Here is a 19,652-nt window from a genome sequence, read left to right on the forward strand (position 1 = left end):
GAATCTGCCGGCACGACGCCAGCCGAAGAGGACGAAAGCGTCGTGTCGCGAGGCTTTACCGGAATGGGGGCAGATTGATTCGGACCTCCGCGTGCGCGCAGAAACCGTCCGGCCTCCCTTACTTCGCCCGCTCGTGCTCCCCCAACCCGATCGCCTTGTAATCGTAAGTCGGATAGAACTCCGTCCGGTACACCCCCCACGCCGTATCCTCCAGCACGCGATTGACCTCGCGCAGCCGCGCCGCCGGCAATCGCAGCACGACGATCTGCCCGATTCCCATCGTCACCGTCCAGCTCACCACCTCGACGCCCGGCGGCGGAAACGCCTTGTAGAACCCCTGCTTCGCAAGCTGCGCATTCAGCTCGGCGAGCGGCCGCGATTCGTCGTGTTTCAGGAAAACGGTCAGCAGGACCGCGTTGTCGGGCGTCGCGACGGCCGATCCTGCCGGCACCGTCGACGTCTGGCCGACGGCCGGTGCGCTGGAAATCGCGGCGGCCGCCAACGCTGCGGCAATCACGCCGGTTCGAATCGAAAAATGCGGAAATCCGGTCATCACGCAACTCCATGGCGTCGTGGCGGGAGTCGCCATCATGCGCCGACGAATCGATCGCTGCAGTGAGCCGCGCCGATGCGACTACGCCGCGTCCGCGCCAGCGCGCTCGCGCAGCACGTCGATGAACGCGCGCAGCTTGGCCGGCACGTGCTTGCGATTCACGTAATACAGCCACATCGGCGGCAGCGGGCGGCACGTACCGGGCAGCACCTCGACGAGCGTGCCGTCGCGCAGGTCCTGCTCGATCCGCTCGCGCATGAACGCGAACGCAATGCCGACGCCCGCACGCGCCGCATCGATCACCGCATCGGCATCGTTCGTCACGAATACGCCGTCCGGGTCGAGATCGACGTCGCGTCGCCCGTCGTGCAGCAGCCATTTGTGCAACCGCCCGCTTTCCGTAAACCGGAAACGGATGCACGCGTGACGCTCGAGCTGCGCAATCGACGCCGGCGCACCGTGCCGCGCCAGATAACCGGGCGACGCGACCAGCGCACACGTCAACGCAGGCGCGATCCGCACGCCGATCATGCCCGGCTGCAGCCGGTCGGCGAGGCGAATGCCCGCATCGAACCCCTCCTTTGCGATGTCGACGAGTTCGTTCTCGTAGCGGATTTCGAGCCGGACTTTCGGATAGCGCTCACGAAACGGGGCGAGCACCGGCGCGATCACGAGCAAGCGCGCGAGCGGCAGCGCGGTCACGCGCAACAGCCCGCTCGGCTCGCTGCGCGCATCCTTCAGCGCGTCACGCGCCTGCATGACCTGCCGGTACGCGGGCTCGGTCTGCCGCCAGTAACGCTGGCCGGCTTCCGTGAGACTCACGCCGCGCGTGCTGCGGTTGAACAGCTTCACGTTGAGCTCGCCCTCGAGCTGCCCGATCGACAGGCTGACGGCGGCCGGCGTCAGGCCCAGCGCGGCGGCGGCCCGCGTGAAGTTGCCGGCCGTCGCGACGGTCATGAACACGTGCAGGCCGGCCATCGGATCGCGTCTGCTCATCGCTTGCCCATCATTAAAAAAACTTGAAACTGCTTCGAGTGGAATGCGGATTCTCCCATATACCGCCACTGCCTACACTGGCGCTGTCGTCCTGTCGGAGCCCTTCGCATGAACCCGCTCACCGCCGCGCTGCCGCTCGCCGTCGCCCGCCGCACGATCGACGCGGCCCTCGCGCATGCCGCGTCGCTGCAGGTAGCCGGCGTCGCGATCGCCATCGTCGATGCCGGCGCGAACCTGCTCGCGTTCGTGCGCACCGACGACTGCTTTCTCGGCGCGATCGATCTCGCGCAGCGCAAGGCGCTGACGGCGGTCCGCTTCCGCGCGTCGACCGGCGCGCTCGGCGCGATGTCGGGCGACGGCCCGCTGCGCGGCATCGAACACAGTCACGGCGGGCTCGTCACGTTCGGCGGCGGCGAGCCGCTCGTCGACGGCGACGGACGCTGCGTCGGCGCGATCGGCATCTCGGGCGGCAGCGTCGACGAAGACACCGCGATCGCGCAGCACTGCCGCGACCTTTTTCAGGCAACGTTCCACTCCACAAGGTAAGCACATGGCACAGAAACGCATCCTCATCACCGGCGCGGGCACCGGCTTCGGCCGCGAAGTCGCGCTGCGGCTCGCCGAGCGCGGTCACGACGTGACGGCCGGCGTACGCGCCACGGCCGAGATCGACGACGTCGCGGCCGCCGCCGCGCAACGCGGCACCACGCTGCGCGCGATCAGGCTCGACGTCACGTCGGCCCACGACCGCGCGCGCGCGGCCGAGCTCGACATCGACGTGCTCGTGAACAACGCGGGGGTCGGCGAAGCCGGCGCGCTGGTCGACCTGCCGGTCGAGATCGTCCGCGCGCTGTTCGACGTGAACGTGTTCGGGCCGCTCGCGCTCACGCAGCAGATCGCGCGCGGGATGCTCGCGCGCCGGCACGGCAAGATCGTGTTCGTGTCGTCGATCGCGGGCCTGATCACGGGGCCGTTCACGGGTGCGTACTGCGCGTCGAAGCACGCGATCGAATCGGTGGCCGAGGCGATGCACGCGGAACTCGCGCCGCACGGCATCCGCGTCGCGGTCGTGAACCCCGGCCCGTACCGCACGGGCTTCAACGACCGGATGATGGAAACGACGCGGCGCTGGCACGATCCGGCCGTGCATACCGTGACGCCCGAGCGGCTGACGTTCCCGCTCGAACAGCACGACCCGGAGGAAATGATCGCGAAGATGGTCGACGTGATCGACGGCGACGGCGGCGCGTTCCGCAACCTGCTGCCGGCGGCGTCGGAAGCGTTCGTGCGCGCCGAGCAGGCGCGTGCTTGGGAACGGCAGCAGTAAGCGCCGCCGGCGAAGCGGCGGACCGACCGTCCGCCGCTCGCGCGAATCTCAGTACACGTCGCGCATGTAGCGCCGCGCCTTCGAAAGCCGCGCGACGTAGTCGTTCGCGGCTTCCTCCGACATGCCGCCGTGCCGGGCGACGATCGCCTTCAACGCCGCATCGACGTCCTTGGCCATCCGCGCGGCGTCGCCGCACACGTAGAAGTGCGCGCCCTCTTCCAGCCACGCGAACAGCTCGGCGCCCTGCTCGCGCATCCGGTCCTGCACGTAGACCTTGTCGGCCTGGTCACGCGAGAACGCGAGATCGAGCCGCGTCAGGAAGCCGCTGTCGCGCATCTCGCTCAGCTCGTCGCCGTAGTAGAAGTCGGTCTGCGCGTGCTGCTCGCCGAAGAACAGCCAGTTGCGCCCGCGCGCGCCGCGCGCCCGCCGCTCGTGCAGGAAACCGCGGAACGGCGCGACGCCGGTGCCCGGCCCGACCATCACGATCGGCACGTCCCCGTTCACCGGCGGCCGGAAGTGCGCGGACTTCTGCACGAACACCGGCACGCGGCCGTCGTCCGCGCGATCGGCGAGGAACGTCGACGCGACGCCTTTGCGCGCGCGCCGGCCGTTGTGATAGCGCACGGCCGACACGGTCAGGTGAATCTCGCCCTCGTGCGCGCTCGGGCTCGACGCGATCGAATAGAGGCGCGGCTGCATGCGCTTGAGCATGCCGACCAGCTCGGCGCCCGACAGCTCGATCGGATATTCGTGCAGCACGTCCGCCAGCTGCTGCCCCCACAGCCATTGCTTGAGGTCGCCCTTGCGATCGTCGCCGAGCAGCGACTTCAGCGCGCCGTTCGCGCTGCGCGACGCGATGAAGGCCAGCGTGTCCGGATGCGGGCGCGTGATGTCGAAGTGGCGTGCGAGCGCATCGCCGAGCCGGACATCGCCGACGCCCGGCACCGACACGGGCGCATCGGCCTTCAGCGCGGTGACGGACAGCAGTTCGTCGACCAGTTCCGGGCAGTTGGTAGGCCACACGCCGAGCGCGTCGCCGGCTTCGTATTCGAGGTTCGCGCCCTGGGTCGACAGCGACACATAGCGCGTGTCCTTTGCAGCGCCCGGCCGGTTCAGCCGCAGGTTCGCGACGAGCTTCGACGGCGCGGGATGCGCCTTCGTCGGCAGCAGCCCCGACGGGCTCAACCCGCCGGACGGCACCGCGTGCAGCGCGGCATCGGCTTCCTTGATGCGCGCGACCACGCGTTCGAGCCACTGGTCGGCCTCGTGCTGGAACTCGACGTCGCAATCGACGCGGGCGCACAGACGTGCCGCGCCGAGCTCCGCGAGCCGCGCGTCGAGCCGGCGGCCGTGGCCGCAGAACCGGTCGTAGTTGCGGTCGCCGAACGCGAGCACCGCGAAATGCACGCCGTCGAGACGCGCGGCGCTGTCGGCCTGCAGCGCGTCCCAGAACTCGCCGCCGTTGTCGGGCGCGTCTCCGTCGCCGAACGTGCTCGTCATCAGCAGCACGTATTGCGCGCCGGCCAGCGACGCGACCGGATAGTCGGACATGCACGCGGTGCGGATCTCGAAGCCCGCGTTCATCAGCTTCGTCGCGTAATCCTCGGTCAACGATTCGATGTTGCCGGTCTGCGACGCCCACAACAACGTGACCTTCGGGCGCGGGCGCACGATCCGCACGCCGCCCGCCGCGGCGGCGTCGGCCGGCAACGCGGGCGCCGCGCCGGTCTGCGCACCGGCAGGCAGCGCGCGGCTGAACAGGCCCGCGAGCATGCCGTCGAGCCAGAACCGCACGGGCGGCGTCAACGGTGCGCCGGCCGGCAGCACGGGTACGCTGCCTTCGCGACGGCCAGCGCTCGCCTTCAGCCCGCTGACGAGGCCCGCCACGTACAGCCGCTCGGTGTCGGTCAGCGGCGGCGGCGCGAGATCGGCGACGCCGAGCGCAGCCGCGAAAGTGTCGATGTCTGCCATGTCGGATTCCTGCGAAGCAGTCGCGTGCATCATCGCCGGCGCGGGCCGCGCGTCGTCGGCGCATGCATCGGGTTGCGCGGTGTCGTCGTCGACCGGCGCGAACGCATCGGCTTCGACCCGCGTCAGCGCGACCGCGCAGTATTTCAGTTCGGGTTGCTGCGATTCGGGGTCGATCGCGTCGTTCGTCACCGCGTTGATGCACAGGTCGTCGCCGTATACGTCGTTCCAGTGCATCGGCGCGAAACAGTTGCCGCGCCGCACGCGCTCGGTCACGACGGCCGGCAGCACCGCGCGGCCGCGCGCCGAACGAATCTCGACGCTGTCCTTCGCGGCGATGCCGAGCGCGCTCGCATCGTCTGGGTGCAGTTCGACGAACGGGCGCGGGTTGAGCTTGTTCAGCATCGCGACCTTGCCGGTCTTCGTCATCGTGTGCCACTGATGCTGCAGCCGCCCGGTGTTCAGCACGATCGGGAACGTGTCGTCCGGCAGCTCGGCCGGATCGACGTGCGGCCGCGCGAAAAAGCGCGCCTTGCCCGACGGCGTCGGGAACGCGATGCGCGGGGCGTCGCCGCCGTCGGCTGCGGCGCGCAGCGGCTGGTTCACGCCGTCGTTCAGGTAGCGGATCGGGTGCCGCGCGCGCGCGGTGCCCGGCGCGACCGGCCACTGCACGGGCCCGTCGCGCAGCGCCGCGTGGCTCGCGCCGCGCAGGTCGTAGCCGGTCGCGGGGTTCGAGAAACGGACGATCTCGTCGAACACGTCGGCCGCGGACGCATAGTCGAACGCGTCGCCGAACCCCATCGCGCGCGCGACTTCCGCGACGATGCGCCAGTCGGGCAGCGCGTCGCCGGGTGGCGCGACCGCCGCGCGCATCAGCGTCATGTTGCGCTCGGAGTTGATCATCACGCCGTCGCCCTCGGCCCACAGCGCACCGGGCAGCAGGATGTCCGCGTAGCGGTTGGTCTCGGTGTCGAGGAACGCGTCCTGCGCGATCACGAGTTCCGCGGCCTGCAACCCGGCGATCACCGTGCGTCGGTTCGGCACGGTCGCGACCGGGTTCGTGCAGACGATCCAGCACGCCTTGATGTCGCCGGCCGCCATCCGTTCGAACAGGTCGACCGTGCCGTTGCCGGTGTCCTTGCGCAGCGTGCCGGCCGGCACGCGCCACAGGGTCTCGACGAAGCGGCGGTCGTCGTCGGACGCCACCGAGCGCTGGCCCGGCAGCCCCGGCCCCATGTAGCCCATCTCGCGCCCGCCCATCGCGTTCGGCTGGCCGGTCAGCGAGAACGGCCCGCTGCCCGGGCGGCAGATCCTCCCGGTCGCGAGATGCAGGTTGCAGATCGCGTTGGTGTTCCACACGCCGTGCGTGCTCTGGTTGAGCCCCATCGTCCAGCAGCTCGTCCATTCCGGCGCGTCGCCGATCCATTGCGCGGCCGTGCGGATGTCGGCTTCCGCGAGCCCGGTGATCCCGGCGACACGCTCGGGCGTGTAGTCGGCGAGGAACGCGGGCATCGCATCCCAGCCTTCGGTGTACGCGTCGATGAACGCGGCGTCGGTGCGGCCGTTCGCATGCAGCAGATGCAGCAGCCCGTTGACCAGCGCGAGATCAGTGCCCGGCCGGATCTGCAGGAACAGATCGGCCTTGTCGGCGGTGCCGGTGCGGCGCGGATCGACGACGATCAGCTTCGCGCCGGCCTTCACGCGATCCATCATCCGCAGGAACAGGATCGGGTGACAGTCGGCCATGTTCGCGCCGATCACGAAGAACAGGTTCGCGCGATCGAAATCCTGGTACGACCCGGGCGGGCCGTCCGCGCCGAGCGACTGCTTGTAGCCGGTGCTCGCGCTCGCCATGCACAGGCGCGAGTTCGACTCGATGTTGTTGGTGCCGACGAAGCCCTTCGCGAGCTTGTTGACGAGGTATTGCGCCTCGATCGACAGCTGCCCCGACACGTAGAACGACAGCGCATCGGGCCCGTGCGCATCGAGCACCGCGCGCAGCCGGCGCGCGGTCTCGGCGATCGCGTCGCGCGCCGGCAGCGGCACGAGGTCGTCCTCGCGCGCGCGGCGCACGAACGCGCGATCGAGCCGCCCCGAGCGGCGCAGCGCGACGTGCGCCGACGAACCTTTCGTGCACAGCCGCCCGAAGTTGGTCGGATGGTCGGCGTCGCCGGACACCTTGACGACTTCGCCCTCCTCGACGTGCAGCACCATGCCGCAGCCGACACCGCAGTACGGGCACACGCTCTTGACGGGGGTCGCGGTCATGGGCGCTCCGGGACGGTCAGGCCGCGACCCACACGAAGCCGTCCTCGACCCGCGACGGATACGCGTTCACCGACTGCTCGGGCGCTTCCAGGCATTCGCCGGTACGCAGGTCGAAGTGCTGCTTGTACAGTGGCGACGCGACCACGACGCGCTCGCCGAGGCTGCCGATCAGTCCGCGCGACATCACGGCGGCCTGCGATACGGGATCGACGTTGTCGATCGCGAACACGCCGCCGTCGGCATGCGCGACGTGAAACACCGCGATCTGCTCGCCGTTGACGAGCGCGCACACGCCGGTGTTCGGCACGATGTCGTCGAGCGGGCATACACGGGTCCAGGACAGCGGAAGGCGATCGTTCATGATGGGCTCCTTGCAAGGTGGCGGATGTCGGTCACGCGGTGGCGGTTTCGGTCGCGGCTCGGGTCGCCGCCGCGGCGACGACGGGGATCGGCACGGGCTTGCCGCCCGCGCGCTCGCCGGGCGTCGCGGGCCGGATCTGGCCGCGCGTCTCGACGAACTCGATGGTCGTATCCGGCGCGTCGCTGTTCACGAAGTGGCGGAAGCGCTTGCGCGTGTCGGGATCGGTGACGGCCTTCTTCCACTCGCACTCGTAGGTGTCGATCACGTGCTGCATGTCGGCTTCGAGTTCGTCGGCGATCGCGAGCTTGTCGTGCACGACGACGTCGACCAGGTAGTCGAGGCCGCCTTCGAGGTTGTCGCGCCAGACACTGGTGCGTTGCAGGCGATCCGCCGTGCGCACGTAGAACATCAGGAAGCGGTCGATGTAGCGGACCAGCGTCGCACGATCGAGGTCGGACGCGAGCAGCTCCGCGTGGCGCGGCTTCATCCCGCCGTTGCCGCACACGTACAGGTTCCAGCCTTTCTCGGTCGCGATGACGCCGACGTCCTTGCCCTGCGCTTCCGCGCACTCGCGCGTGCAGCCGGACACGCCGAACTTGATCTTGTGCGGCGCGCGCAGCCCCTTGTAGCGGTTCTCCAGATCGATCGCGAGGCCGACCGAATCGTCGACGCCGTAGCGGCACCACGTCGACCCGACGCACGATTTCACGGTTCGCAGCGCCTTGCCGTACGCGTGACCCGATTCGAAGCCGGCCGCGATCAGCTCCTCCCAGATCGACGGCAGTTGCTCGACGCGCGCACCGAACAGGTCGACGCGCTGGCCGCCGGTGATCTTCGTGTACAGGCCGTATTTCTTCGCGACCTGGCCGACCGCGATCAGCCCTTCCGGCGTGACTTCGCCGCCCGGCATGCGCGGCACGACCGAATACGTGCCGTCGCGCTGGATGTTCGCGAGGTAGTAGTCGTTCGAATCCTGCAGCCCCGCGTGCTCCTTCTTCAGCACGAACTCGTTGAAGCACGACGCGAGGATGCCCGCGACGGCCGGCTTGCACACGTCGCAGCCGAGCCCGCGGCCGTGCTTGTGCAGCAGCGCGTCGAACGTCGTGATGCGCTCGACGCGAATCAGGTGGAACAGCTCCTGGCGCGAATACGGAAAGTGCTCGCACAGATGGTTGTTGACCGCGAGGCCCTGCTTCTTCATCTCGGCCTTCATGATCTGCGTGACGAGCGGCACGCAGCCGCCGCACGACGTGCCGGCGCCCGTGCACGTCTTCAGCGCGCCGAGGCTCGTCGCGCCGTCGGCCACCGCCGCGCAGATCTGCGACTTCGACACGTTGTTGCACGAGCAGATTTGCGCGCCTTCCGGCAGCGCATCGACGCCGATCGCCGGCTTCGCGGCGCCGTCCGACGACGGCAGGATCAGGAATTCCGGCGATTCGGGCAACTCGATGCGGTTCAGCATCATCTGCAGCAGCGTGCCGTACTCGGCCGCATCGCCAACCATCACCGCGCCGTGCAGGAACTTGCCGCAGTCGGACACCACCAGCTTCTTGTAGACCTGGCGGCGCTCGTCCGCGTACTGGTAGGTGCGGCTGCCGGCCGTCGTGCCGTGCGCGTCGCCGATGCTCGCGACGTCCACGCCCATCAGCTTCAGCTTGGTGCTCATGTCGGCGCCCGCGAACGCGGCCGCCGCTTCGTCGGCGTCGCCCGCGAGTTGCTTCGCGACCACGCGCGCCATGTCGTAGCCCGGCGCGACGAGGCCGTACACGGTGCCGTTCCAGGCCGCGCATTCGCCGATCGCGTAGATGTCGGCGTCGCTCGTGCGGCACGCGTCGTCGATCGCGACGCCGCCGCGCGGGCCGATGTCGAGCCCGCACGCGCGGGCCAGTTCGTCGCGGGGCCGGATACCGGCCGAGAACACGATCATGTCGGTGTCGAGATGCGTGCCGTCGGCGAACGCCATCCGGTGCGTGCCTTCGTCGCCGTCGACGATTTCGAGCGTGTTCTTGCCGGTATGCACGGTCACGCCGAGCGCCTCGATCTTCGCGCGCAGCATCCGGCCGCCGCCGTCGTCGACCTGCACGGCCATCAGGCGCGGCGCGAATTCGACGACGTGCGTGTCGAGCCCCATGTCGCGCAGCGCCTTCGCGCATTCGAGGCCGAGCAGGCCGCCGCCGACCACGACGCCGCGCTTCGCGTGCGCGCCGCACGCCTGCATCGCCTCGAGGTCCTCGATCGTCCGGTACACGAAGCAGCCGGCGCGATCGCGGCCCGGCACCGGTGGCACGAACGGACGCGAGCCCGTGGCGAGCACCAGCTTGTCGTACGCGAGCGTTTCGCCCGACACGAGCGTGACCGTATGCGCGGCGCGGTCGATCGACGCGACCTGCGCGTTCAGGCGCAGGTCGAACTGCGGATGACGCTCGAAGAAGCCGGGTTCGACGAGCGACAGATCGTCCGCCGACTTGCCCGCGAAGAATTCGGACAGATGCACGCGATCGTAGGCCGGGCGCGGTTCCTCGCCGAGCACCGTGACCTGCGGCGCGCCGGCCGCGGCGGCCTCCGCTGCGACGCATTCGAGAAGCTTGTGGCCGACCATGCCGTGGCCGATGACGATGAGTTTCATGATGGCGGTTCCTTCGGTCGATCAGTTCGCGGCGTTGGCGGCGGCCAGCGCGCGATCGCGCAGCTCGGCTTCGCGCGCCTTGTGTTCTTCGCTGAAGCGCACGGCCATCGCGCACAAGGCGGTCGCGGTGACCGCCAGGCCGAGCAGGCTCAGCGCCTGCTGGACGTCGCCGACACCCTTCAGCAGGAAAGCCGCGGCGACCGCGCCGACGTTGCCGCCCGCACCGACGATCCCCGCGACGCCGCCGAGCGCCTTGCGATCGATGAACGGCACCAGCGCGTAGGTCGCGCCGCACGCCATGTGCGTGAAGAGGCCGAAGGTCAGCATCGCGACGAGCGCGATGCCGATGCCTTGCGCATGCGAGAACCAGATCAGCCCGAGCCCTTCGCCGATGATCAGCGCGCACAGCAGCGTCGCGCGCACGTCGAGGCTGCGGCGCGCGGCGATCTTGTCGGACAGCCAGCCGCCGAGCGCGCGGGCGAACAGCGCGAGCAAGCCGAACATCCCGACCGCGAAACCGGCGTCCTTCAACGACAGCTTGAAGTGATCGACGTAGTACAGCGCGGCGATGTTGTGGATGAACACCTCGACGCCGAAGCACGCGCCGTACGTGACGAACAGCATCCACACGCGATAGTTGCCGCACGCCGCGAAGAAGCTCGCCCAGCCGCCCTTCTTGCCGCTGTCGATCGTCACGCCTTCCTTGCGCAGCGCGACGAAATCGCCTTGCGGGCAGTCCTGCGTGAAGCGCCAGTACGCCCACGCCATCACGAGCATCGCCACGCCCGGCACGACCAGCGCGATGCGCCACGACGCATCCTCGCCGAAGCCGAGCATCAGCCCCGCGGCAACGAGCAGCGGCATCAGCGCCTGCGTCGCGCCCGCGCCGGCATTGCCCCAGCCGGCCGTCGTCGCGTTCGCGGTGCCGACCACGTTCGGCGCGAACATCACCGACGTGTGGTATTGCGTGATCACGAAGCCCGCGCCGATCGCGCCGATGCCGAGCCGGCAGATCAGGAACCACAGGTAGTCGTGCGTGAACGACACGGCGAACACGGGGATCGCGCCGAGCAGCAGCAGGCCCGCATACACGCGGCGCGGGCCGAAGCGGTCGCACAGCGGGCCGACCAGCAGCCGCACGGCGATCGTCGCGGCCACCGCGGCGATGTTGATGTTGGCGACTTGCGCCGCGGTGAGATGGAATTCGCGCGCGATCAGCGGCATCAGCGGCGCGCACGCGAACCACGCGAAGAAGCATACGAAGAACGCCATCCACGTCAGATGGAACGCGCGCATCGGCGCGGTGCGGAGGCTGAAGAGATCGATACGGGTAGCTTTGTCGGTCATGTCATCCGCCAAACGAAAAACGGCGTCCTGCGCACCCGGTCTCGTCGAGACCTGATACGTAGGACGCCGTTGCCCATGAAGCCCGTTGCCGGGCGCTTCGGTATTCGGTACTGCGGACGAATCGCCATTGACCCGCCCGAACGAGCTAACGCAAGCGACGTGCCATGTCGGCGTCAATCGCGCCGGGAACCCCACCGCACAAGGCGCAGCGGGTATCGGGCACGTCACCGCGACGCGCGACGCGCTCTCCGTCGCGATGCACCGAGGCACAGATGTGGTGCGCTGCAGCACTGTCGTCGTGCGGCATCGCGGTGCGCGCGAGCGCGGCACGATACGCGCCGATGCGGCATCGCGACTGCTCGCGCGTCGCGAGCACATGCCCGCTCGCGGCCATCGCACGGTGCGCCGCGTCGCGCAAAGGCGCCATCGTCGCGCCGGTTGGCCCGGATATTGCTGAACCTTCACTACACCGGCAACGGCGCCGGTGGGCAGTCCCCGCAAACCCGGCCCGCCCTTCACGGCGAGCCTTTCCGGACAACGGCGTCCCCCCGTGCACGGCACGGCCGGATGCCGGTGCGTTTCGACCGCCCGCCGCCGCCGAGCAACAACGCGAAGCAGACCGCCGCAGGCATGCGATGCGGCACAGGAACACGACATGACGACAGGCAAAGTCACGCTGCTGGGCGCCGGCCCCGGCGACCCCGATCTCCTCACGCTGAAGGCGGTGAAGGCGCTGGCCGCCGCCGACGTGCTGCTGCTCGACGATCTCGTCGCGCCCGGCATCGTCGAACTCGCGCCGCAGGCGCGCGTGATCCGCGTCGGCAAGCGCGGCGGCTGCCGCTCCACGCCGCAGGCGTTCATCGAGAAACTGATGCGCCGCCATGCGCTGCGCGGCGCGCACGTGGTGCGCGTGAAAGGCGGCGATGCGCTGCTGTTCGGGCGCGCCGGCGAAGAACTCGCGACGCTGCGCGCGGCCGCGATTCCGGTCGAGATCGTCAACGGCATCTCGTCGGGATTCGCGGCCGCCGCGAGCCTCGGCATCTCGCTCACGCATCGCGAACACTGCCAGGGCGTCACGTTCGTCACCGCGCATCGCCAGGACCACGGCGAACCCGACTGGGCCCGGCTCGCGGCGACCGGCACCACGCTCGCGATCTACATGGGAATGAGCCGCGTCGACAGCATCGCGGCGGGCCTGCTCGCCGCGCTCCCCGCGTCGACGCCGGCGGCGGCCGTGCAATGGGCCGGTACGCCCGAAGAGCGTCGCTGGACCGGCACGCTCGACACGCTCGCAAGCGGCATCGAAACCGCGCGGCTCGGCAGCCCGGCCGTGATCCTCGTCGGCGGCGCGATCGGCGAAACGGCCGCGCAGGAGGCGGACGCGGCAATCGGCGCGGCGCTGCCGCGGGCCGCCTGACATGGGCGGCATCGCGCGGCTTCGGCCGCTCCCCGTTTCGTTCACCCCCGGCCGCGCGTGCGGCCCGACTGCCTCGTTCGGCCCTTGCACCGACGCATCACTGCCCCTGTCGCCCGCCTCATGAGTTCGTCCGCCCTGCCCGTCCGCCTGCGCGTGCTGCTCGTCACCGATACCGACAAGCCGATCGGCGAACTCGGCAATGCGCTCGCGCGCCTCGGCTACGAGATGCTGAACGACGTCGCGACGCCCGCGCGCCTGCCGGCGGCCGTCGAGGAGCAACGCCCGGACGTCGTGATCATCGATACCGATTCGCCGTCGCGCGACACGCTCGAACAGCTCGCCGTCATGCATGCGACCGCGCCGCGCCCCGTGCTGATGTTCAGCCACGACGCCGACCAGGAACTGATCCGCGCGGCGGTCGGCGCGGGCGTCAGCGCGTATCTCGTCGAAGGGTTGTCGGCCGAGCGCCTCGCGCCGATTCTCGAAGTCGCGCTCGCGCGCTTCTCGCACGACGACGCGCTGCGCCGCCGGCTGGCCGACGTCGAGCGCGAACTCGAGGAACGCAAGCTGATCGACCGCGCGAAACGCGTGCTGATGGACCAGCGCAAGCTGTCCGAACACGATGCGTATGCGGCGCTGCGCAAGCGCGCGATGGATCAGGGCCTGCGCATCGTCGACGTCGCGCGACAATTGCTCGACGCGTCACCCCAGTCATGAGTGCCATGCATACCTCCCCTCCCGCCGCGCCGGAACGCGCGCATCTTCGCCTCGGGTTCGTCGCGCTGAGCGACGCGGCCCCGCTGATCGTCGCGCAGCGCCTGAATCTCGGCGCGCGTCATGGCCTCTCGCTCGAATTGAGCCGCCAGCCGTCGTGGGCGGCCGTGCGCGACAAACTGCTCAGCGGTGAGCTCGATGCCGCGCACGCGCTCTACGGGCTCGTCTGCGGGCTGCAGCTCGGCATCGGCGGCCCGCGGGCCGACATGGCCGCGCTGATGGTGCTGAACCGCAACGGGCAGGCGATCACGTTGTCGCGGGGCCTCGCCGACGCTTACCGCGAAACCGCCAACGTGCGTGCCGCGTTCGCGACGCTCGGCCGCAAGCCGCTGCTCGCGCAGACCTTCCCGACCGGCACGCACGCGATGTGGCTGAACGCGTGGCTCGCGTCGCACGGCGTCGATCCGCTGCGCGACGTGCGCAGCGTCGTGATTCCGCCGCCCGAGATGGTCGCCGCGCTCGCGGGCGGCGAGCTCGACGGCTTCTGCGCGGGCGAGCCATGGCACGCGGTGGCCGAAGCGTGCGGCGCGGGCCGCACCGTCGCCGTCACGAGCGAGATCTGGCCCGATCATCCGGAGAAGGTGCTCGCGACCCGGCGCGACTTCGTCGCGCTGTATCCGGCCACCGCGCGTGCGCTGGTCCGCACGCTGGTCGATGCGTGCGCATGGCTCGACAGCGCCGCGCACCGCCGCGAGGCGGCCGACTGGCTCGCGTCGCCCGACGCACTCGGCGTGCCGGCCCGGCTGATCGCGCCGCGCCTGCTCGGCGACTATGGCGCGGGGCCGTTCGCCACGCCGCCGCTGCCGATCCGCTTCCACGACGGCGGCGCCGTGAACCGGCCCGATCCGCGCGAGGCCCTGTGGTTCCTGTCGCAATACCGGCGCTGGGGCATGCTCGACGGTTCGCACGACGATGCGGGGATCGCCGCGGCGATCGCGCAAACCGCGTTGTATGATGCTGCGGTCGCCGAAGGCGGCGCAGCGGGCCCGTCACGGGCGTGACGCGCGCCGCACGGTGCAGCCCGCGTGTGCCGCCGGGCCACGGCGCCCGGCCGCTGCCCGCCCGCGCCGCCCACGCGGCACCGCCTTGCCACTCCGTCCCCGCTCCGAATCGATGCCGAAACGAACGCGCGCGCCGCTCGACGTGCTGCTCACCGAAGTCCGCGCGTGCCGTGCATGCGAAGCCGACCTGCCGCTCGGCCCGCGCCCGGTCGTGCGCGCCCATCGCGACGCGCGCATCCTGATCGTCGGGCAGGCGCCGGGCGCACGCGTCCATGCGAGCGGGATTCCATGGGACGACGCGAGCGGCAAGCGGCTGCGCGACTGGCTCGGCGTCGACGTCGAGACCTTCTACGACGAGACGCGCTTCGCGATCGTGCCGATGGGCTTCTGCTACCCGGGCCGCGGCGCGAGCGGCGACAACCCGCCGCGCCCCGAATGCGCGCCCCTGTGGATCGACCGGCTGCTGGCCGAACTGCCGTCGATCCGGCTCACGCTGCTGATCGGCCAGTACGCGCAGCGGCATTTCCTGCGCGGCGCGCGCAAGGCGACGCTGACCGATACCGTGCAAGCCTGGCGCGACTACGGCCCGGCCGTCCTGCCGCTGCCGCATCCGTCGCCGCGCAACCAGGCCTGGTTCAAGCACCATCCATGGTTCGACGCCGAGGTCGTACCCGAGCTGCGGCGCCGGATCGCGCCGCTCGCGGCAGGCTGAGCGGGGCCCGCGAGCCGGCGCCCGGCCCCGGCGCGCCCGGTTCGCTGTACCATCGCGGCTCAACCGCGTCACGAACAGCACAATCCTTCATGCCCTCCACCGCCCCGCCGCGCCTGTACGGGATGCCCGAACGCAGCGACCGGCTCGATTTCTACATCCGCGACCAGGCGTCGCGCCAGGCGATCACCGAGCCGCACCGGCACGCGTATTTCCAGATCCAGTTCAACCTCGGCGGCGACACCGAGCAGCGCATCGGCGGCGTCACGCGGCCGTTTCCGCGCGGCGCGCTCGCGTTCGTGCTGCCGCACCGCGAGCACCTGATTCCGCATCCGGAAGGCGCGCACTTCATCGTGATCAATTTCAGCCAGGCGTTCCTGCGCGCCGATCTCGACGTCGATCCGCTCGATCTCGAGGACGTGCCCGCGCACCGCTTCCCCGAACTGACGCCGTTCCGCTTCCAGGAGCACCTCGATTTCATCCTGACCGGCGATACGTACGACGAAGCGCGCCGCCTCGCGCTGTGCATGCTCGACGCCGATCGCGTGCGCACCTTCGGCTCGACCACGTTGCTGCGCGGCTACCTGCTGCAACTGATCGGGCTCGTCTGCACGCAGTACGCGGGCGCGCTCGACAAGCTCGCGCAGCGCGGCGCCCAGCGCGCCGGCCGGCGTGACGCGCTGGCCCGCGTGCTGCGCCACGTGCGGGCGAACCTGACGCGTGAGGACCTGACGCTCGCCGCGACCGCCGAAGCCGCGTTCCTGTCGCCGAACTACCTCGCACACCTCGTTCGCAAGGAAACCGGCAGCACCTTCACCGATCTCGTCACCGAGCGCCGGATCGCGCTCGCGCAGTCGCTGCTGGCCCACACCAGCCGGCGCATCGCGGACATCGCGCGCTCGGTCGGCTTCCGCGACGAAGGGTATTTCGCGCGGCGCTTCCGCGCGCGGGTCGGCGTGTCGCCGAAGGCGTACCGCGACGCGAACGCCGCGCTGCCCGCCGCCGACGACACGCAGGCGGCCACCGACGCGTAGTTTTGTCCCGGTAAAACGCAGTTGCGTCGCATCCGGGCGCATGCGCGTCGGGTATCGTTGCACGCATGCCGGCCGCTGCGCCGGCCATCCGTCTTCCTACCGAACGAGGCCATCCGATGTCCGCCTATGTCATCGACGCCGCCGAGCGTCCTTCCGTCGAAGTCGAACAGTCGTCCGCGCGCTTTCCGGTGCGCCGCGTATTCTGCGTCGGCCGCAACTACGCCGACCACGCCCGCGAAATGGGCGCCGACCCCGACCGCGAACCGCCGTTCTTCTTCACCAAGCCCGCCGACGCGATCGTTCCGGCCAGCGGCACGGTCGCCTATCCGCCGCTGACGAGCGATCTCCATCATGAAATCGAGCTGGTCGTCGCGATCGGCAAGGACGGCCGGTCGATCGACCCGGCCGACGCGCTGTCGCACGTGTGGGGCTACGGCGTCGGCGTCGATCTCACGCGCCGCGACCTGCAGGCCGAAGCGAAGAAGCTGAGCCGGCCGTGGGACTGGGCGAAGGGGTTCGACGCGTCGGGCCCCGTAACCGCGCTGCGCGCGGCGACGGCCACCGGCCATCCGGCCGCCGGCCGCATCTGGCTCGCGGTCAACGGCGACACGCGCCAGCAAGGCGACCTGGCCGACATGATCTGGCCCGTGCCCGACGTGATCGCGTACGTGTCGCGCTCGGTCGAGTTGAAGGCCGGCGACCTGATCTTCACCGGCACGCCGGCCGGCGTCGGTGCGCTGCAGCCGGGCGATCGCGTGACGGGCGGCGTCGACGGCATCGCGACGTTCGAATTCGTGGTCGGCGCGAAGCCGTAACGCGGCACGCACGGCGGCGCCTGTCCGGGCCGCCGCGCGAGATCCCGATGCAGGTCAGTCGTAGCGGCGCAGAAAGGCGTCGGCGACGGCCGGCGGATTCAGCGCTTTCGCCGACACGTTTTCCAGCGCCTCGGCCGCATCGTCGTCGCTGATCGACACGAACAGCGTGATCGCCGCCCGGTCGTCGCCCGTGCCGAACACGCCGTCGCGATCGAGCAGCCGCAATGCCTCGATCATGTCGGCGTGCAGTTGCCGGGAAAATTCGCTGAAGCGCGACGGGACGAACTGCGGGCTCAGCACTTCGTCGGCCAGCCGGCCGCAGATCGCGTTGAACGGCGAAGCCTCGGCCGCCGCGTACGCCCACTCGGCCACGCCCCACACGAACCACGGGTCGTCGTCCGCCACCGCCTGCCGCGCGCGGACCCGGCGCAGCCCTTCGACCGAATTGGCCGCCGGCACCACCGTCATCGCACCGCTGTCGGTGTACAACGCAAACGCGTAGAAATGCTCGTCCGGGTGCAACGCCCGCAGCGCCCGGAAGGTCGCCCTCGCGGCATCGGCAATATCCCGCTGGAAATCAGAAAAATCGCTCATCGCATCCTCGTCCAGTCGCCTTTTGCGCTCGTCGGGACACGCGGCGCGCGGCTCGTGCGTCGTCTCCCGGCATGCGGCGGATTGTCCGTCATTCGGCCGCGCGCCGGTACCGGGGCGCACCCGCGCTCACCGCCCGGCGTCCTGTCCGTCGAACACCCGCACGCACACGGCGGCCGCCAGCGCGATCGCCGCCGACAGCAGCATCATCGCGAGCGGCAGGTAGCCTGCGTTGCCGACGGTCAGCAGCGCGCCCGTCAACGACGACAGCGCGGCGCCGCCGCCGATCGTCATCGCGCCGGCCAGCCCCGACGCGCTGCCCGCCAGTTCCGGGCGCACCGACACCGCGCCTGCATGGGCGCCGGGGTTGCTCAGCCCGTTGCCGATGCCGACCAGCACGCACGGCCCGAACCATGCGAGCGCGTGCGTCGCGCCGCCGAACACCAGCGCAAGCCCGATCAGCGGCCCCGCGCACGCGACGACCCGCCCGCCCAGGATCGTCGTGGCCAGCGCGTAGCGGCGCGCGCCCCGCGCGGCCAGCAAGCTGCCGCACACGAAACCGGCCGTGATCGTCCCCATGTAGACGCCGATCTCCGCCGGCGCGATGCCGAATCGCGTTTTCGCGGCGAGCGGCGCGCCGGCCAGGAACGCATAGAACGCGCCCGTCGAAAACGCCATGCACAGCGCATAGGCCCAGAAGCGGCGCGCACGGAGCAGCGCCGGATACGCGCGAAGCTGCTGCCCGAAGCTCGACGACCGGCGCGTATGGGTTTCGACGAGATCGCGCGCGCACCAGGCGAACAGCGCGACGCCGACCGCGCCAAGCAACCAGAAGCTCGCGCGCCAGCCGACCGTCTGGTCGAGTGCGCCGCCGAGCGTCGGGCCGAGCATCGGCGCGAATGCGGCCGCCATCGCCGCATAGCCGATCCGGCTCGCCGCGCGCGCGCCGCCGCCGGTGTCGCGGATCGCCGCCATCGACACCGGATAGACCGACGTGATCGCCGCCTGCATCAGCCGGCAGCCGAGAAACACGCGGATATCGGCCGCCATCGCGCAACCGAGCGACCCGAGCGCGAATAGCGCGACGCTCGTCAGCACGATCGGCCGCCGCCCGAACCGGTCGGACAGCGGCCCCGTCACGAACTCGAGCGATGCGGCCACCGCCGCATACCCGCCGAGCGACAGCGCGACGAGCGCATAGTCGGTGTGCAGGTCGCGCACGATCGCCGGCAGCGACGGCAGGAACAGGCTCAGCGGCAGGACCGACAACGCGCACAGCAGGATCAGCGTGGCGTGCCGCGGCGACGCCGGGTCGGACGCGGTCGACAGGTTCGATGACAAGCGGATGCCCTCCCGCGCACGGGCCGCACGGCCGTGCGCAACACAAAAAAAAAGCCCCCGAACGAGTCGGGGGCGCATGGGTGCCGGCGCGATCCCGCTACCGGACCCTGCGCCTGTGGATGACTACGATGAAGCAAGCCGTTTTCATGCTGAATGGCTCCTGGATGCGTGGCGGACCGCCAGCGATATCGGACGATGTTAGGCGGACGACGGCAGCCGCGTCAACGCCCTAACGCGCGCGCACCGACACGAACTTCCGCGCGTTGTTGCGCTGGATCAACACGGCGATCACGCCGCCTTTCGCTTCGAGCGTCTGCACGTCGTCCGGCGTCTCGAGCAGCGTGTCGTTGAGCTCCAGCACCACGTCGCCCGGCTGGATGCCGGCGCGCGCGGCCGGGCCATGCACCGCATCCACCATCATCCCGACCGCGAGCCCGGTCGAACGGCGCTCGTCGTCGCTCAACGCATGCATCGTCAGGCCGAGGCGGTCGCCGTGGTCGCCTGCATCGCCCGCCCCCGAACCC

The 19,652-nt window shown here is 70.3% G+C and carries 18 protein-coding genes; 8 read left to right on the forward strand and 10 right to left on the reverse strand.

Annotation, left to right across the window (positions count from 1 at the left end; translation table 11 throughout):
- Positions 1-118: 118 nt before the first annotated feature.
- Entirely contained in the window at positions 119-553 is a 435-nt protein-coding gene (locus tag H0X91_RS23215; RefSeq protein ID WP_006486003.1) for a hypothetical protein, read from the reverse strand.
- 81 nt (positions 554-634) lie between these two features.
- A complete protein-coding gene (locus tag H0X91_RS23220) occupies positions 635-1,549 on the reverse strand; it encodes a LysR family transcriptional regulator (protein ID WP_060263374.1) in 915 nt (304 codons plus the stop codon).
- Positions 1,550-1,657: 108 nt separating this feature from the next.
- On the opposite strand from H0X91_RS23220, the gene H0X91_RS23225 reads away from it, so the two are divergent.
- A complete protein-coding gene (locus H0X91_RS23225; RefSeq protein WP_034202264.1) occupies positions 1,658-2,095 on the forward strand; it encodes a GlcG/HbpS family heme-binding protein in 438 nt (145 codons plus the stop codon).
- A 4-nt stretch (positions 2,096-2,099) separates the two neighbouring features.
- Complete coding sequence (locus tag H0X91_RS23230) at positions 2,100-2,876, forward strand: SDR family oxidoreductase (protein ID WP_112751333.1); 777 nt, start codon at positions 2,100-2,102, stop codon at positions 2,874-2,876.
- A gap of 48 nt (positions 2,877-2,924) precedes the next feature.
- On the opposite strand, the gene H0X91_RS23235 is transcribed toward H0X91_RS23230, so the two are convergent.
- The 5 genes from H0X91_RS23235 to H0X91_RS23255 form a co-directional block, all read right to left on the reverse strand.
- The gene (locus tag H0X91_RS23235; protein WP_196433382.1) at positions 2,925-7,112 is read right to left on the reverse strand and encodes a bifunctional nitrate reductase/sulfite reductase flavoprotein subunit alpha; all 4,188 of its coding nucleotides are present in this window, start codon (positions 7,110-7,112) and stop codon (positions 2,925-2,927) included.
- A gap of 16 nt (positions 7,113-7,128) precedes the next feature.
- Positions 7,129-7,473 (reverse strand): nitrite reductase small subunit NirD, encoded by a 345-nt coding sequence (gene nirD / locus H0X91_RS23240; protein WP_006488749.1) that lies wholly within the window; start codon positions 7,471-7,473, stop codon positions 7,129-7,131.
- 31 nt (positions 7,474-7,504) lie between these two features.
- On the reverse strand, positions 7,505-10,099 hold the full coding sequence (nirB, locus tag H0X91_RS23245; RefSeq protein WP_196433383.1) for a nitrite reductase large subunit NirB: 2,595 nt from the start codon (positions 10,097-10,099) through the stop codon (positions 7,505-7,507).
- A 21-nt stretch (positions 10,100-10,120) separates the two neighbouring features.
- Complete coding sequence (locus tag H0X91_RS23250) at positions 10,121-11,446, reverse strand: MFS transporter (RefSeq protein WP_006494732.1); 1,326 nt, start codon at positions 11,444-11,446, stop codon at positions 10,121-10,123.
- Positions 11,447-11,591: 145 nt separating this feature from the next.
- A complete protein-coding gene (locus tag H0X91_RS23255; RefSeq protein WP_196433384.1) occupies positions 11,592-11,873 on the reverse strand; it encodes a hypothetical protein in 282 nt (93 codons plus the stop codon).
- Positions 11,874-12,101: 228 nt separating this feature from the next.
- On the opposite strand from H0X91_RS23255, the gene cobA reads away from it, so the two are divergent.
- The 6 genes from cobA to H0X91_RS23285 all read left to right on the forward strand — a co-directional run bounded on the left by cobA (position 12,102) and on the right by H0X91_RS23285 (position 17,196).
- Positions 12,102-12,863: a uroporphyrinogen-III C-methyltransferase gene (gene cobA, locus H0X91_RS23260; protein ID WP_006488745.1), complete on the forward strand. Its 762-nt coding sequence runs from the start codon at positions 12,102-12,104 to the stop codon at positions 12,861-12,863.
- A 120-nt stretch (positions 12,864-12,983) separates the two neighbouring features.
- Complete coding sequence (locus tag H0X91_RS23265) at positions 12,984-13,580, forward strand: ANTAR domain-containing response regulator (protein WP_006494730.1); 597 nt, start codon at positions 12,984-12,986, stop codon at positions 13,578-13,580.
- Between the two features lie 5 nt (positions 13,581-13,585).
- Entirely contained in the window at positions 13,586-14,638 is a 1,053-nt protein-coding gene (locus H0X91_RS23270; RefSeq protein WP_062885574.1) for a CmpA/NrtA family ABC transporter substrate-binding protein, read from the forward strand.
- Positions 14,639-14,750: 112 nt separating this feature from the next.
- Positions 14,751-15,350: a uracil-DNA glycosylase family protein gene (locus H0X91_RS23275; RefSeq protein WP_062885575.1), complete on the forward strand. Its 600-nt coding sequence runs from the start codon at positions 14,751-14,753 to the stop codon at positions 15,348-15,350.
- A gap of 89 nt (positions 15,351-15,439) precedes the next feature.
- Entirely contained in the window at positions 15,440-16,381 is a 942-nt protein-coding gene (locus tag H0X91_RS23280) for a helix-turn-helix transcriptional regulator (protein WP_034202257.1), read from the forward strand.
- A 116-nt stretch (positions 16,382-16,497) separates the two neighbouring features.
- Positions 16,498-17,196 carry a fumarylacetoacetate hydrolase family protein gene (locus tag H0X91_RS23285; RefSeq protein WP_006494728.1) on the forward strand — a complete coding sequence of 233 codons (699 nt, stop codon included), beginning with the start codon at positions 16,498-16,500 and terminating at the stop codon, positions 17,194-17,196.
- Positions 17,197-17,250: 54 nt separating this feature from the next.
- Here the strand turns inward: H0X91_RS23285 and H0X91_RS23290 are convergent, their stop codons facing one another.
- The 3 genes from H0X91_RS23290 to H0X91_RS23300 all read right to left on the reverse strand — a co-directional run.
- Entirely contained in the window at positions 17,251-17,790 is a 540-nt protein-coding gene (locus tag H0X91_RS23290) for a DUF4303 domain-containing protein (protein WP_062911409.1), read from the reverse strand.
- A 126-nt stretch (positions 17,791-17,916) separates the two neighbouring features.
- Positions 17,917-19,128 carry an MFS transporter gene (locus H0X91_RS23295; RefSeq protein ID WP_084751501.1) on the reverse strand — a complete coding sequence of 404 codons (1,212 nt, stop codon included), beginning with the start codon at positions 19,126-19,128 and terminating at the stop codon, positions 17,917-17,919.
- A 229-nt stretch (positions 19,129-19,357) separates the two neighbouring features.
- Positions 19,358-19,652: PDZ domain-containing protein (locus tag H0X91_RS23300; protein WP_196433385.1), on the reverse strand; the 295-nt coding region annotated here is incomplete at its 5' end.

The organism is Burkholderia sp. 9777_1386 (genome assembly GCF_015712265.1).
GTDB lineage: Bacteria > Pseudomonadota > Gammaproteobacteria > Burkholderiales > Burkholderiaceae > Burkholderia > Burkholderia cenocepacia.